Source organism: Autumnicola musiva (assembly GCF_031846585.1).
Taxonomy (GTDB): domain Bacteria; phylum Bacteroidota; class Bacteroidia; order Flavobacteriales; family Flavobacteriaceae; genus Autumnicola; species Autumnicola musiva.
Genome location: NZ_JAVRHK010000003.1, coordinates 281,299 through 296,404, shown reverse-complemented (window position 1 = coordinate 296,404; position 15,106 = coordinate 281,299). Strand labels below are relative to the sequence as shown.

General features: G+C 38.6%; 20 protein-coding genes. 15 read left to right on the top strand and 5 right to left on the bottom strand.

Annotated elements, in window-relative coordinates; genetic code table 11:
• The 15 genes from RM539_RS06235 (at nt 1) to RM539_RS06165 (ending at nt 12,127) form a co-directional block, all read left to right on the top strand.
• On the top strand, nt 1-801 hold the full coding sequence (locus RM539_RS06235; protein WP_121665194.1) for a cation efflux transmembrane domain-containing protein: 801 nt from the start codon (nt 1-3) through the stop codon (nt 799-801).
• A 45-nt stretch (nt 802-846) separates the two neighbouring features.
• Nucleotides 847-1,527: a lipoprotein signal peptidase gene (locus tag RM539_RS06230; RefSeq protein WP_121665801.1), complete on the top strand. Its 681-nt coding sequence runs from the start codon at nt 847-849 to the stop codon at nt 1,525-1,527.
• 2 nt (nt 1,528-1,529) lie between these two features.
• Nucleotides 1,530-2,528 carry a sodium:calcium antiporter gene (locus tag RM539_RS06225; RefSeq protein WP_121665195.1) on the top strand — a complete coding sequence of 333 codons (999 nt, stop codon included), beginning with the start codon at nt 1,530-1,532 and terminating at the stop codon, nt 2,526-2,528.
• A gap of 1 nt (nt 2,529) precedes the next feature.
• On the top strand, nt 2,530-2,715 hold the full coding sequence (locus tag RM539_RS06220) for a hypothetical protein (RefSeq protein ID WP_013073443.1): 186 nt from the start codon (nt 2,530-2,532) through the stop codon (nt 2,713-2,715).
• Nucleotides 2,716-2,733: 18 nt separating this feature from the next.
• Nucleotides 2,734-4,050 (top strand): APC family permease, encoded by a 1,317-nt coding sequence (locus tag RM539_RS06215; RefSeq protein ID WP_311502526.1) that lies wholly within the window; start codon nt 2,734-2,736, stop codon nt 4,048-4,050.
• A gap of 9 nt (nt 4,051-4,059) precedes the next feature.
• Nucleotides 4,060-4,236 (top strand): hypothetical protein, encoded by a 177-nt coding sequence (locus RM539_RS06210; RefSeq protein WP_162984854.1) that lies wholly within the window; start codon nt 4,060-4,062, stop codon nt 4,234-4,236.
• Nucleotides 4,237-4,254: 18 nt separating this feature from the next.
• The gene (locus tag RM539_RS06205; protein WP_121665196.1) at nt 4,255-4,611 is read left to right on the top strand and encodes a SpoIIAA family protein; all 357 of its coding nucleotides are present in this window, start codon (nt 4,255-4,257) and stop codon (nt 4,609-4,611) included.
• Nucleotides 4,612-4,622: 11 nt separating this feature from the next.
• Nucleotides 4,623-5,519: a cation diffusion facilitator family transporter gene (locus RM539_RS06200; protein WP_121665197.1), complete on the top strand. Its 897-nt coding sequence runs from the start codon at nt 4,623-4,625 to the stop codon at nt 5,517-5,519.
• Nucleotides 5,520-5,529: 10 nt separating this feature from the next.
• Nucleotides 5,530-7,494, top strand: a complete 1,965-nt coding sequence (locus RM539_RS06195; RefSeq protein ID WP_121665802.1) for a heavy metal translocating P-type ATPase — start codon at nt 5,530-5,532, stop codon at nt 7,492-7,494.
• A gap of 214 nt (nt 7,495-7,708) precedes the next feature.
• Nucleotides 7,709-8,203, top strand: a complete 495-nt coding sequence (locus tag RM539_RS06190; protein WP_121665198.1) for an asparaginase domain-containing protein — start codon at nt 7,709-7,711, stop codon at nt 8,201-8,203.
• A 593-nt stretch (nt 8,204-8,796) separates the two neighbouring features.
• On the top strand, nt 8,797-9,129 hold the full coding sequence (locus RM539_RS06185) for a LuxR C-terminal-related transcriptional regulator (RefSeq protein ID WP_311502525.1): 333 nt from the start codon (nt 8,797-8,799) through the stop codon (nt 9,127-9,129).
• Between the two features lie 177 nt (nt 9,130-9,306).
• Nucleotides 9,307-10,143: an RteC domain-containing protein gene (locus RM539_RS06180; RefSeq protein ID WP_121665200.1), complete on the top strand. Its 837-nt coding sequence runs from the start codon at nt 9,307-9,309 to the stop codon at nt 10,141-10,143.
• Nucleotides 10,144-10,440: 297 nt separating this feature from the next.
• On the top strand, nt 10,441-10,725 hold the full coding sequence (locus RM539_RS06175) for a helix-turn-helix domain-containing protein (RefSeq protein ID WP_008615594.1): 285 nt from the start codon (nt 10,441-10,443) through the stop codon (nt 10,723-10,725).
• 3 nt (nt 10,726-10,728) lie between these two features.
• Nucleotides 10,729-11,481 carry a hypothetical protein gene (locus RM539_RS06170; protein WP_121665201.1) on the top strand — a complete coding sequence of 251 codons (753 nt, stop codon included), beginning with the start codon at nt 10,729-10,731 and terminating at the stop codon, nt 11,479-11,481.
• Nucleotides 11,465-12,127, top strand: coding sequence for a P-loop NTPase family protein (locus RM539_RS06165; protein ID WP_121665202.1), 663 nt, complete (start codon nt 11,465-11,467; stop codon nt 12,125-12,127). The genes RM539_RS06170 and RM539_RS06165 overlap by 17 nt, the downstream gene beginning before the upstream one ends.
• A 51-nt stretch (nt 12,128-12,178) precedes the next feature.
• Here the strand turns inward: RM539_RS06165 and RM539_RS06160 are convergent, their stop codons facing one another.
• From RM539_RS06160 to RM539_RS06140, 5 genes are read right to left on the bottom strand one after another with little or no spacing between them, the layout of a single operon-like run.
• Nucleotides 12,179-12,508, bottom strand: a complete 330-nt coding sequence (locus tag RM539_RS06160; RefSeq protein ID WP_121665203.1) for a YnfA family protein — start codon at nt 12,506-12,508, stop codon at nt 12,179-12,181.
• Nucleotides 12,508-12,714 (bottom strand): GDCCVxC domain-containing (seleno)protein, encoded by a 207-nt coding sequence (locus RM539_RS06155; protein ID WP_121665204.1) that lies wholly within the window; start codon nt 12,712-12,714, stop codon nt 12,508-12,510. Before RM539_RS06155 ends, RM539_RS06160 begins: the two co-directional genes overlap by 1 nt.
• Before the next feature lie 11 nt (nt 12,715-12,725).
• Nucleotides 12,726-14,072 carry a dihydrolipoyl dehydrogenase family protein gene (locus RM539_RS06150; RefSeq protein WP_311502524.1) on the bottom strand — a complete coding sequence of 449 codons (1,347 nt, stop codon included), beginning with the start codon at nt 14,070-14,072 and terminating at the stop codon, nt 12,726-12,728.
• 1 nt (nt 14,073) lies between these two features.
• The gene (gene merTP, locus RM539_RS06145; protein WP_311502523.1) at nt 14,074-14,676 is read right to left on the bottom strand and encodes a mercuric transport protein MerTP; all 603 of its coding nucleotides are present in this window, start codon (nt 14,674-14,676) and stop codon (nt 14,074-14,076) included.
• The gene (locus tag RM539_RS06140) at nt 14,673-15,047 is read right to left on the bottom strand and encodes an ArsR/SmtB family transcription factor (RefSeq protein WP_311502522.1); all 375 of its coding nucleotides are present in this window, start codon (nt 15,045-15,047) and stop codon (nt 14,673-14,675) included. Before RM539_RS06140 ends, merTP begins: the two co-directional genes overlap by 4 nt.
• Nucleotides 15,048-15,106: the final 59 nt, after the last annotated feature.

Genomic DNA, 15,106 nt, shown 5'->3' with positions numbered 1-15,106 from the left:
ATGGGAGAAATGAACAAAAGTACTTTTATAGTAAGTCAAATGGACTGTCCTTCAGAAGAACAGATGATCCGGATGAAGTTGGAGGCTTATACACAAGTGAAATATTTGGATTTTGATATTCCCAACAGGAAATTGGAAGTATATCATGTGAATGGAATCGAAGATATACAAACATCAATAGCCAGTTTAAACCTTGGGGATTCCTTCCAAGGGACCGAAGAAGCCGATCCTCCCGTAATAGAAGACCAATCCAAACAGAAAACAATCCTTTGGTGGGTCTTTGGGATAAATTTCGGCTTTTTCATTATCGAAATGACCATGGGGTGGATCTCTTCTTCTATGGGCCTTATTGCAGATTCGTTGGATATGCTGGCAGATTCGATAGTATATGCGCTAAGTTTATTTGCAGTAGGTGGTGCCATTTCCAGAAAAAAGAAGGTGGCAAAATTCAGCGGGTATTTTCAGATGGCCTTGGCAACACTTGGTTTTGCAGAGGTATTAAGAAGGTTTTTTACCAGTAGTGAAACACCAATTTTCCAATTGATGATCATTGTTTCCATTTTCGCCCTTTTGGGTAACCTTATTTCGCTTTGGTTGATAAATAAGGCCAAAAGTAAGGAGGCGCATATGCAGGCCAGTGCTATTTTTACCTCCAATGATATCATCGTAAACGGCGGGGTGATACTGGCCGGGGTGCTGGTCTATTTTCTGGATAGCAAATGGCCTGATTTGGTAATTGGCGGCATCGTTTTTACGTTTGTAATGCGGGGTGCCATAAGAATTTTAAAATTATCTAAATAATGCAAATATATGTTGCACAAGACGTTGGGCAACAATAAGGAAATTATGAATAAAAGTAGTGTAGCATTATTGATTTTACTGTTGTTGGTAATAGACCAGGCCATAAAGATTTATGTGAAGACCCATTTTTATTATGGCGAGGAATATTTTGTGTTTGGCCTGGATTGGTTTCGCTTACATTTTTTGGAGAATCCCGGCATGGCCTGGGGCTTTAAATTTGGCGAGGGATATCTGGCCAAATTTGTTTTAATACTATTTCGCTTCGTAGCCGTTATTTGGGGGACCTTTTATATCAAAAAAATGATACGTAAAGGATATGCAAAAGTCTTTATAATCTGTGCCGCATTTATATACGCAGGTGCATTGGGCAATTTGATTGACGGTGCATTTTACGGACTGATTTTTGAAAAAAGTGATCCCGCACTTCGCAATATTGCAGAAATATTCTCCTCAGGCGGTGGTTATGCGGGATTTTTAAATGGCAATGTGGTGGATATGTGGTTCTTTCCAATTATTGAAACAAGGCTTCCGGAATGGATGCTATTATGGGGAGGCAATGAATTTACTTTTTTCGACCCTGTATTCAATACCGCAGATGTTTGGATTAGCACGGGAGTGATTTTACTCCTGATCTTTCAAAGCCAACAAAAAAAAGACCAGAAAATATCGGATAAGAAAAAGTTGAAATATACTGAAAGTAACAGGACAATTATAAAAATCGATTAGTTATGAACGCTTGGCTTTGGGTAGTAGTATTGGGATTGGCAGCTTGGGCTGCCCATTGGGGCGCGGACCAACTCCTTACCCCTTTAAAAATGCTGCGTAAGCAATGGGGGCTTACTGCTTCTGCAGGGGCAGCTTTCCTGGCTATTGTAACAGCGAGCCCTGAAGTGGCGATAAATATTACGAGCGCCGCCCGTGGGGTATCTGATATCGGGTTGGGGAATTTGCTTGGTTCCAATATAATTTCCATTCCGCTCATGGTAACCATTGCATACTTTGCTTCCAGAAGAAAGTTTAAAAACAATAAGGAACATCAAAAACATTTGGATGCCAACCTGCTGGCCCTGAACAAACGTTCTGTCTCGGTATTGTCCATCCCCTATCTGGCAATCATTGCTTTGGTAGCTATACTAACCCTTCCAAAAGCCTGGCGTGGATTACAACCCATTGATGGGTGGATCATGCTGGCTGCCTATGCGGCTTTTTTAACGCATGCCATTATAAAAGGCAGGGAAAAGGGTCAGAAGGTAGAATGGGATAAAAAGAAAATATGGCTTTCGGTTGCAGGGGCCCTGGCCATAGCCGTGGGGGCTTTTTTTATTGTAAAAGCTACCGAAAATATTGTTTCGGCACTGAATATTTCCGAAATTGTTGGAGGGTTGTTTATCACCGGAATTATGACTACCGCCCCTGAAATATTTAAAACATGGAGTGTGGTAAAGGGAGGTGAAGTGACTGCGGGTACCACCAGTGTGATTGCAGATAATGCCGTTACCATGACAGTGGCATTTTTCCCCCTGGCACTGGTAACGACCCCAATCGAAGATTTCCAGTTGTTTTGGGTCAACCTGGCTTTTGTAGGACTGATGCCGCTTTTATATTCAGTATTTGTCCATCAAAGCAAGGAACTTCACGGGTTCAGCAGATGGCAGATATTCGTTTTCGATGCAGCGTATATTGTATATCTTTTAACTATGGTGTTTTTTGTTCTAAAACTATTTTAAAATGAAGGAGGATTTATTTAAGGATTACCAGGAGAGGCTTAATGTGCTGGATGAAAATATTAGAGCAGTAGCATTAAAATATGCAAGGGATTTCTATTTGAACAAAAATTGTTCAAAAGAAGAGGCTATTGAGCGTGGCATCGTAAAGGCAGAGATGGAAAAAAGGAATTTAGATAGAAATGGATAATATATTACTAATAGTATTATGGCAGAATTAAAAAAATCTCTGGGTACTCTTCGCCTTACTTTTTATGGTGTAGGTACCATTGTTGGTGCTGGAATATATACTGTAATTGGTGCAGCCGCTGGACAGGCGGGAACAGACCTTTGGTTGAGTTTTATTTTTGCCGCCATTGCGGCCAGTGTCTCGGCAATGTCGTATGCAGAGCTGTCCTCTACCTATCCTAATGCCGGTGCAGAATTCATTTTTGTACGGAAAGCGTTTCCAAAAATCGACATTCCATCTTTTCTAACAGGTTGGACGATTGCATTTCACAGTTCGGCCACCATCGCCGCGGTGCTACTTGCTTTTTCAGGGTATTTCAATACGTTTTTTAACATCCCTTCCTTACTGGTTAGCTATGCTGTGCTACTGATTCTTGCATTGATAAGCATTACGGGCATCAAAAAATCATCTACCGCCAATATCATTATGGTCAGTATTCAGCTATTGGGATTGTTTATTCTTATTGCGGTCGGACTTTTGGAAACAGGACCACCAAAATCAGAATTTTTTAAAGTGGAGTCCTTTTCCGGCACCCTGGCAGCGACTGCTACCTTATTTTTTGTTTATACCGGCTTTGAGCATATGGCAGCATTGGGTTCCGAGGTAAAAAATCCGGGCAAGACGATTCCGAGGGCATTTTTATTGACAATGGTGTTTACCACAATTATATACCTACTAATATCTTTTACGGTACTCAATATAAGTGACCCCGCAGAAATAGCAAAGGTAAATTCCCCATTGTCGCTGGCCGCTTCAAATTTAAATTCCTGGTTGCCCGTAGCCCTGGCAGTTGCGGCACTTTTTGCTACGGCTAATGCGGCTTTTAGTGGCATTATTTCCATTAGCAGGTTGCTTTTCGGTATGGCAAGCGTGGGCGAGCTTCCAAAATTTATGACCAAGACCAATGCACAGAAAGTACCCTGGGTAACTACACTGGTGGTTATGGCTGCGGTAGCGGCATTTTTGTTATTGGGAGATATTAAAATTGTCGCAGGAATGTCCTCTTTAGGGGCGTTACTCGTTTTTGTAGCTGTGAATATTGCACTCATCGTTTTGCGTTATAAAGCACCTGACAAAGAAAGGCCCTTTAAAGTTCCCCTTTCCATAGGAAAAGTACCTATCCTACCCATTTTGGCCATAATCATTAGCTTGTCTTTGGTAGTTCAGTTTAACTGGCAGGTGTATATTGCTTTTGTGGGCGCAATTATATTGGGCATCGTACTGGATTATTTTTTGGACAAAAAGTCAAGGAATGAGATGGATCCCGAAAAAGAAAAAGAACTGTTCAACCATTAAAATGAAGCTATGGAATGGACCTTTGAAGAATTTAAAGCCAGTTTGGATGGCCTCCATCCTGCAGTGAAGGAAAAAGCCCTGGAAATTGCTAAAAGTCTGGTTATAGAAAAGAATTATACTAAGGGAAATGCCATAAAAGAAGGAATTATGAAAGCTGAAGAATGGTTTTACGATTTAGGCGGTTAATAATTAATAAAAATAGATATGTTACAAATTATAGAGATTTCAGGAGATAATATTATTGCAACCAGAGCATCGGGAGATTTATCCGAAATGGATATTGAGAAGGTACATCCCATTATTCATGCTATTTTGGACAAAGGATTAAACGTACGCTGGTATTTTGAAATGGAGAATTTTACCGGCTGGGATTTTCCAGGCCTGTGGGAAGATCTAAAAATGGATACTGCCCACGCAAAAGATTATGAAAAAATAGCGATGGTGGGTGAAAAAAAATGGCAGGATTGGATTGCCCAATTTATGAAACCATTTACAAACGCCGAGATCAACTATTTTAGTTTAGAAGATAGAAAAACAGCTAAACAATGGATAAAAAAATAAATTAGATAATTATGGCACACGATCATTCACACGGTTCACAGAACTACGGAAAGGCTTTTGGCATAGGCATAGCCTTGAACACTATTTATGTTGTCGTCGAGTTGTATTATGGTTTTATGGTCAATTCTTCAGCCCTCGTTGCAGATGCAGCCCACAATGCAAGCGATGTCTTTAGTCTGATCCTGGCCTGGGCGGCAATTAAAATAGCGACTAAAAGACCCTCAAAACGCTATACGTATGGTTTACGAAAAACGACCATTTTGGCTTCGATGATCAATGGGCTTATCATCATTGCGGCTGCGGGACTGATCGCTTGGGACGCCATTCAAAAATTCCAAAATCCGGCAGAAATTTCCGGTAACATCGTAATGATTGTAGCGGCTATTGGTTTGGTGGTAAACACCGGTACGGCTTTCCTTTTTTGGAAAGGTTCAAAAGGCGATTTGAACATACGTGGCGCATTTTTACATATGGCCGCCGATGCCGGGGTAACTTTAGGAGTGCTTCTTGGTGGACTTGCCATTAAATACACAGGATTGACGTGGATAGACCCTGCGCTTAGTTTGGTCATTGTACTGGTCATTTTATATAGTGCCTGGGGACTTTTGAGGGATTCCGTAAAAATAGCCATTGATGCCGTTCCCAAAAACATCGACATCGATGAAGTGGAAAAATTCTTAATGGATATCGAAGGGGTCGAAGAAGTACACGATTTACATATCTGGGCAATGAGTACCACGGAAACGGCACTTTCTACCCATCTGGTCGTTCCTGATGGGCACGAGGATCAGTTCATCTACGATATCCGGGAACAATTGCACGATAAATTTGAAATAACCCATACCACCCTGCAAATCGAAAAAGAATTTGGGGACAAAGAATATAAACCCTATCAAGGTCTGGAATAATAAAATCACGATGAAGAAAAAACAAAATCTAAGGGATATCGATACCCGGAAACATTCTGGCGAACACAGCCACGATGATGGCCATAACCACAGTAGTCCGGAAAAAGCATCAAAATTTAGAACCTACCTACCCGCTATTTTCAGTTTTGTAATGCTGATTGCGGGTATTGTCATCGATTATTTTGATGCCTTCCCGTTTTTCGAGGGTTGGGTTCGAATAATCTGGTACGTTGTAGCCTATATTCCTGTTGGGTTTCCCGTTATTATTGAAGGTTGGAAAAGTATAAAAAATGGGGATTTCTTTACCGAATTCCTTTTAATGTCACTCGCAACATTGGGGGCATTTGCCATAGGCGAATATCCCGAGGGCGTGGCAGTAATGCTTTTTTACGCGGTCGGCGAGCTCTTTCAAAGTGCTGCGGTCAAAAAAGCGAAGGGTAATATAAAAGCCCTTTTGGATGTGCGTCCCAATGAAGCTTTGGTATATCGTGATGGCGATTTTGTTTCCGTCAACCCCGAAACGGTCGAGGTTGGTGATAAGATTCAGGTACGGGTGGGCGAGAAAATCCCTTTGGACGGTAAACTGTTATCCGAAAAAGCTTCGTTGAATACTGCTGCCATTACCGGCGAAAGCAAACCCGATACCGTTGCAAAAGACGACAAGGTTTTTGCCGGAAGTATCAACCTCGATGGAGTTATTGAAATCGAGACCACTAAGGAATTCAAGGACAGTTCAATTGCCCGTATCCTGGATTTGGTACAGAATGCCACCGCCCGTAAATCAAAAACGGAACTGTTCATTAGAAAATTCGCGAGGGTGTACACCCCCATCGTGGTATTCCTTGCCATTGGACTGACCTTTGTACCCTATCTATTTGTCGAGAATTACATCTTTGAAGATTGGTTGTACCGTGCCTTGATCTTCCTTGTTATTTCTTGTCCCTGCGCATTGGTTGTTTCGATTCCATTGGGCTATTTTGGTGGTTTGGGAGCAGCCTCGCACAACGGTATTCTTTTTAAGGGAGCTTCCTTCTTGGATACAATGACCAAAGTGAATACCGTGGTAATGGACAAAACGGGAACGGTTACCAAAGGGGTCTTTAAAATCAAGGATGTTGTTAATAATGACACTTTCGCGGAAGCGGAATTTATGAAATACCTGATGGCGATGGAAGAACAGTCCACCCATCCCATTGCCAAGGCGATATTGGAATATAAGACCAAAGGTGCGGATTTTGAAGCTTCCGAAGTATCTGAGGTGGCAGGAAAAGGCTTGAAAGGCACAGTAAACGGTAAAACGGTTTTAGTGGGCAATAAGGCTTTAATGACCTCAAACAATATAGAAGTCCCTGCGGAAACTGAAACCATTGTAGAATCTATTGTAATGGTATCAATTGATGGGAAATTTGCAGGCTACGTGACCATTGCCGACGAACTGAAGGAAGATGCCCACGAAGCAATCAAACAAATCCGTAAAGCGGGAATATCAAGAATCATAATGCTTTCTGGTGACAAGGATTCCATTACCAAAGAAGTTGGTAGGGAAATGGGTGTGGATAGTGCAATGGGAGGATTATTACCGGAAGATAAACTCAACGAAGTGGAACGGCTTCAAAAAGTCACCGGCACTACCGTGGCTTTTATTGGTGATGGCATCAACGATGCTCCTGTACTTGCGACCAGCGATGTAGGTATGGCTATGGGAGGTCTGGGCAGCGATGTCGCCATTGAGACCGCAGATGTCATCATCCAGACCGACCAGCCTTCTAAAATTGCCCAAGCCATTAAAATTGGGCGTTCCACCAGACGAATCGTTTGGCAGAATATAGGCTTGGCATTCGGGGTTAAAATTGCCGTTATGGCATTAGGTGCCTTTGGAATGGCGACAATGTGGGAGGCCGTATTTGCCGATGTTGGAGTGGCGTTTTTAGCAATACTCAACGCCGTAAGATTACAGAAAATGAATTGGAAATAGTTTAACAAGATGTCTCAAAGTAGAAGAAATAGAAGAAAGAAAAAAGCTCAAAAACCAGCTAAAAACAAAATCACAAAAAAAGATAAAGTCAAGGGAGTTATTGTACTTGTCCTCTTGGTTATTGCCTCATTTCTGCTTTACTTTTTTGTGCTAAAAGGGAATATTCATAAGCATTGAGTAACCAAGGGATTTACAAACTAATAAAGTTTATAAAATGATTCATATTATCACCACAGGGGGAACTATTGAAGGCCTGGATTATGAAAACCCAGAAAATAATTTAGAGCAAAGTAAAATCACTATTCGGGAGTTTCTTGATTCTGCCAATGTTTCCTTTCCCTACATTATCGAAAAAGCATTCGCCAAAGATAGCCGATCAATTACCGATGAAGACAGGATGTTTTTACTAAAAAAAATAAAAGCTTCCAATGCGGAAAAAATCTTAATAACCCACGGCACTTTTACGATGGAAGATACCGCATTTTACCTTGGCAATAAGGGCCTTGAAAAAACTATTGTTCTCGTAGGCTCATTTATAATAGGAAACTCTAAAGATACGGATGCCTCTTTCAATTTAGGGTTTGCCATTAGCTCTTTACAATTTCTAAAGCCCGATGTATATATTGCTATGAATGGTAAAATTTTTCATTGGAAGGATGTTACCAAGAATACAGATACCAACAAATTTATGTCCAAAAATAAAAATTAAAAATGTTTGGCACACCGATACATTGGACAACTTTCTTCTATCTTTTAATAGATACTCTCATCGTATCGTTTACGTTTTACCACCATTCATTTAAAAAAATTAGGAGTAACCATTTTAGGTTTTTAAAGCTTGGTTTACTTTTTATAGCATATAATGGCACAGGGGGGTTTTTACCCTTTGAAAACTTTCCAGGCCCATTCATCCTTCAATATATTATTACTTACGGTGTAGCTATAACCCTCTGCATTTACTTAATATACTACTTATATAAAGAATATGATATTCTTGTTGTTAGAATACATTTTTCAATTAAAAATTTGATAATTCTGGCAATTAGTAGTTTTATCTTATTATTTCTTATTCCTTACTTTCTTACCAGTTCCCTTTATTGGGCTAGAGTACTTTTTACAGTTCCCATATCAATAGTGGCTTTTGTATTTCTTTGGTTCTTTTATAAAAGAATATCAAACCTCGAAAATCCCAATTGCTTTTTTCTAAGGCGAAATAAATTTTCAATCCTAAGCGTAAGTTGTATCGCATTACTACCTATTTTAACAGTAATTGGTGATTACCAATGGTTAACTTTTACTGTAATGAACTTGGCTTTTTACGCTATTACCGCCATTGAAATAGAAAGGTATCTTTACCTACTTGAGAATAAGAGTAAAATGCATAAAATTTTTGATTGGAACAAAAAACAAAATGAATATCCTGCAAAGGACAGAATAGTTTATGAAAACTTAACCAAACGGGAAATTGAAGTCGCTTTATCAATTTTAAGTAATCAGTCTTATAAAGAAATTTCCAAAGATTTATATATTGCCGAAAGTACAGTATCTAAGCACGCATCTAACATCTACAAGAAAACAGGGGTGAAAAATAGGCGACAATTCTTATTAGGCTTTCGTAAAAAGTTCAAAAAATAAGTTAGGATAGTATTCTATTATTTACCTATAAATACTCAGGTTTAATAGATTTCCGTAGGAAAATACGGTTTTTACGTAGCCAAATACGCTGTAATTCACTTGTATTTTATTGTTTTAAATTTATCTTTAAATGAATTCACTTAAACTCTTTAAAAATGATCTGTAAAATGATGGGTGATGGATTTACAGTTACAAGCAGAAATACTACTGGAAGGACTGAACGAAATTAAGCTTAAAAACAATGATATTTTGAATAGGGCTTTTCGTTCTATTGAAGTATGCCGTAATCTTCTTAGTTTGTTCAAAAAGGAAATTATTGCAAATGAATTTGGTTCCCTAGAACAAGAGATAGACTTTTTTAAGAACATTAAACAAATCCCGCTGGTACAGCTCATTTATTTCTCAGAAATCCATTCTTTAGAAATTCAATTTCCAAAAGTTGACAAAAAAGCCCAACTTAAATTCCTAAAAAAGAAAATTGGCAAGCTTAACCGTTTCTTTCTCTATAATATTGATTTCGGGCAGTATGTCAATTCCAAAGCTACCCATTTTGATAAGGAATATTATACACGTGATTATTTGGACACTTATCATATAACCACTTCAAAATTCTACTTTCAGGATCCCGAGTTTTGCACCCCAAGGGATATGCTCTTAGGTAAATTTAAAGCATACAATTTATTGGTTGTCTATTTGGATGAGCGATTATTTAAGCTCAAAAATAATCTAAATGAGAAAAGTGTTAAATCGAATACAGAAAAAATCCCCTGGCCATTTACCAATACCGATTGGGTGGAGCTAGTTTATGCTTTAAGTTTTGCCGGAATAACAAATCAAAATGATTTAAGTATCATCAAACTCTCCAATAAGCTTCAAGAGATTTTTGATTTTAAACCTACCGCAAAAATTTACAATACCTACCAAGACATAAAAAATAGAAAACACAGCAGAACATTGTTTCTGGATTCACTAAGTACCTCCCTAATTTCTGAGATGAACAAGAGTGAAGAATAATTCTAAAAACTGTTAAAAAAAGTCCGTACTACGGTTGACCTATCGAAATCCTGCTTTTTAAGATTCTCCATTTAATCTGATTCTTTTAATCTCATAGTTTCCGTAAGAAAAGACCCAAAACCTATCATAATCAGTCGAATTTCAAAATGTTAAATTTTGTCCGTACTACGGTCGTTATGGGGAATAAAATCCACTAAACCAGGCCAAATTTGTAGAACGAAAGTCAAATCCTGCGAGGGGCTATCAATTAAAATGTTTAACCTTTTGGTAGTCCCTTTCTTTTAAAACCGTTCTATTATGCCTACAAGTATTATTACCACAGACGATCTTCGTGAATTCAAAATGGAATTACTCGATGATATTAAAAAACTGCTTACCAATCAGTCTAAAGGAAAGCTAAAAAAGTACCTAAAATCCTCTGAAGTAATGGATTTACTACAAGTAAGCCCAGGAACTTTACAAAACCTACGCATTAATGGCACGTTGCCCTACACCAAAGTGGGTGGCATCATCTACTACGATGCCGAGGAAATCCAGAACGTGATGACGGCCAACCGTGTGCAGCACGGATTAAATTCTTAGGCGATGAACTATATAAAGCTACTCAATGCGGCTTTTGAAAAATTCTTCTTCGATGACCGCTTGAACCCAACGCATATCAGCCTTTATATGGCTCTGTTCCAAGAATGGAACAGCAGCCGATTTGCTGATGAGTTTTTTGTGAACCGCAGGGAACTGATGCGCGTGGCCAAAATAGGCTCTAAATCTACCTATCATCGCTGCGTTACCGACCTAAACTTGTGGGAATACCTATCCTATTTCCCATCCAATAATCCATACAAAGGGAGTAAGATCAAGATGGCCATTATCGGGACAAGTGATGAACCGGATATGGGACGGTACAATCCCGAATTGGAACAGCTTGCGGAACGGTACCGTCCCATACGTGAACCGGTAGTGTACCAGCACCGTCCCAGCAACGGACAAGCTGTGTACCAGCACCGTCCCGTGAGTGGACAAGCATTGGTATCTAATATAAACAATACCAAACAGGTAAACATTAATAAACAGCCAAAGGGCAGGCAGGCCGTTTTAGATTTTTTTATTGAAAAAGATTTTAATGCTGATGAAGGAAAAAAATTCTTTGCGCATTATGAAGCCAATGATTGGAAAACAAGCGATGGGAAAACAATCAGGGATTGGCGTGCATTGGCCACAAATTGGATGGATAGAACCGAATTGTTTGCCGAAGAAAACAAACCAAACAAAAAGGGAGCCTCCCTAAATCGGGACAACCTCAAAACCACTAAAACCAAGGATTATGGACAACCCCTCTAAAATAACCGAAGGCGGCGTGGAATATTCGCTGGGCAAATTTGACGGGAAATGCGTGCTTTACGATTTCCCGAAAATCCTAATTTACTTGAATGCCAAGGGAAAGCTGCTTTTTGGAAAGAAATTTAAAATTTATGAAGAGGACAAGGATATTTTGCTAAAGCTCTGTTCCTACTTCATCAAGGACAAGGAAAACTGCCAAAAATTTGATATCGATGTTGAAAAAGGCATTTTGCTTTCTGGGCCCGTTGGGTGCGGTAAAACCAGTTTATTGAAACTTTTACGGCATTTAGTACCGTTGCAACGCCCTTATGAAATGATCCCTTGCCGGAATGTAGCATTCAGTTTTAACCATCTTGGTTTTAAAACCATTGAAGACTATGGAAATACGAAGTTTTTCTGTTTTGACGATCTGGGCGTTGAACCGGCCGGAAGGTTTTATGGCAAGGATCTCAATGTGATGGGTGAAGTTCTACTATCCAGATACGAGCTGTTCCTACAGACCAAACACAAAATCAAGACTCACGCGACAACGAACCTGAATGCAGAAGAATTGGAGGAACGTTACGGAAACCGTGTTCGCAGCCGGATGCGGGAATTGTTTAATTTAATTGCCTTTGATAAAGGGGCTGGGGACAAGCGGAAATAGATTTGAAAAAAACTGACACTATTCAAAGTATACTTGCTTCTGTTTTTTTTTTCAATTTCTCGGTGCGTAATAAATAATGCAAACACCCAATAATGCAATCAATGCTCCTATTATATCGTATTTGTCGGGCGAATAATTGTCAAACTTCATCGACCATAGTAGTGACATTACAATAAAAACTCCGCCATAAGTTGCATAAACTCTCGCAAAGCTTGCGGTTTGCAAAGTTGCAACCACACCGTAAAATGCAAGAAGTAGGCCTCCTATTAAACCATACCAAATAGGCTTATCTTCCTTCAACCATAGCCAAATAAGATAACCTCCACCGATTTCGCAAAGTCCTGCTAAAATGAATATGGGAATTGATTTAATAATCTGCATTAGCAACAATTTTTATTTTCTTGAATTGGTGGACAAGGTACAGTTCCATAAGAGCAATAAACACAACAATCTCCTTCGTTTGGTTTTAGAACCGTTTTACAATTCTCACACTCATAAAAGAATTGACAAGCGTTTGTTGGCATTTCCTCTACTTTTTTATGTCCGCAGGTTGGACAGGTAATTTCTGATTTTAATATAGTTTCCATTCGATTTTTTGTTAAAGCATATGTGTTATGTCCGAAGCCAATGTTGGATATGAGAAAATCATTGTTCTAATATCATTAACCTTCATCTTTGTTTTTATGGCCATTGCGAAGAGATTTATGGTTTCTTCTGTATGTGGTCCGATTAAATGCGCTCCCAAAATTGTTTGGGTTTCATTGTCAATTATAGTTTTGAACGCATATTCTTCTACATTCAAGCGTTTAGCATTGAACCAATTGCCAACCCCTTTATAGTTTATCCTAATGTTGTAATTCAGCTCTTTCGCTTTCAATTCAGTAAAGCCAACAGAAGCCATAGTAGGCAAAGTAAAAACTACCGTTGGCATTGGTGGATAACTTATTTCTTTAGAATTGCCTTTAATTATATTTGAAGCAACAGTATGACCTTCCAAAACTGCAACTGGCGTTAAGGGCAAACCTTCTGAATATGCGGCATCGCCCGCTGTATAAATGTATGGATTTGAAGTACTTTGAAGGTATTTGTCCATCGTAATACCTTTTTTTGTAAAGGCTATCTTTGCTTTCTCTAAATTCAAATCAAAAATTGCTGGTGGTCTGCCGGCAGAATTAAAAACAGCTTCAGCTTCAAAATATGCAGTTTTCTCTGCGGATTGACCTTTCACTCGATACTTGTTATTCATTTTTTCAATAGAAGTAACTTCTGTTTCTAATACGAGCTTTATACCTAATTTTTTTGAAGCAGAAACAAGATGTTTCACAATATCCTGTTCAAAATTTTCCAAAGGGCTTTCTCCACGATGAACAATAGTTACTTCTGCTCCACATCGAGCCGCTATATGTGCAAACTCAAAAGCAATATATCCACCACCGATAAATAATAAAGATTTTGGCAATTCTGCTAAATTCAAGAAATCGGTACTGGATTTGGCAAAATGACCACCTTCAAATTCTAAAACCCTTGGCTTGGAACCCGATGCGATTACAATTTTGCTAGCCTTTACTTTGTCCTTTCCAACTTCCAATGTGTTTTCTGACAGAAATTTTGCTGAACTATGAAAGGTGTCTATTCCATTTTTTTTATATCCGTTTTCAATTTTTAGTGGCATTTCATCCATAAAGGATTGTTTAAAGGCCATTATGTCCTTCCAATTGACTTTAGGTATGGTGTCAATGCCATTACCTTTAAGCCGTTTGGCAAAGTCTCGTACTTCCGTAGCGCCTATAATTACTTTTTTGGGGTCACAACCTCTCAATGCACAAGTGCCACCGTAAGGTAATTCATCCGTTATCCCGACTTTCAGGCCTTTTGAGGCGCATTTATTGGCGATGGTCATTCCTGCCATTCCCGAACCAATTATAAATACATCATATTCTTTCATACTAATTGATTTCTTTTTTGTCAGTTACTTTATAGCCTGTTGAGTTAATTGCTTTCTCAATTTCCGCCTCATTAGATTTGGTTCTGTCAAATTCAATGATTGCGTTTCCATTTTCGTAGGACGTTTTTGAGCTTACTATTCCGATTAGTTTATTCACTTCGTGGTTGACGTGTTCTTCACAACTCGCACAGGTCATTCCGCTGATTGTAAATTCCGTTGTTTTAATGTCCGATTTATCAACTACGATTATTTGCTTTTCTGTGTTTGAGTAAAAAATTCCTGAATAGTATGGAAAAGCCATCATTATAATTGCAAATACAGTTACAATTCCCAAAAAGGTTCTTGACTGTATAAATTTTGGTTTTTCGTCCGTCTCACATTCACAGTCCATTTCTTTTCGAGGTTTTAGTTTTTGATACCAAGCAAAACCAAGAACTAAAATTGTCAGTCCAATTAAATAAGGTCTAAAAGGTTCTATCCAAGAAAATGTTGAAGCAATTCCACTTGTTCCTGCGATTAGAGCCAAAACGGGTGTAATACAACATAATGAAGCTGTAATTGCAGTTAACAAACCTGCACCAATTAATTTGTTTTCACTTTTCATATCGCCTCTAAAATTTTGTTTTTATCAAGTATCTCAAAGAATGGATTTAGTAATTTTTCGTATTCAGCCGTGAGTGAGTAAAAAATCGTTTGAGCTTCTCTATCGGTTTCTAATAGATTTCGGTCTTTCATTTTCCTTAAGTGTTGGGAAATAGCAGAAATGTTCATTCCAAGAATATCGCTTAAATCACAAACACAAAGTTTTTTTTCCTCAAAGAGTAAGTAAAGTATTTTAAGTCTTACGCTGTTTCCAACTAAAGAAAGTCCATTCGCTAAATAGTCGAACGATTCATTTAATTCTGAAACTGTGTTTTTGCAACGATTTATTTGTTCAATATCGGCTTGTTGTCTTATGCAAGAATTATTTTCCATAGCACAAAGTTACATTTATTTCTTATTTAAGCAAATACTAAATTAATGAAGTGCAAAAA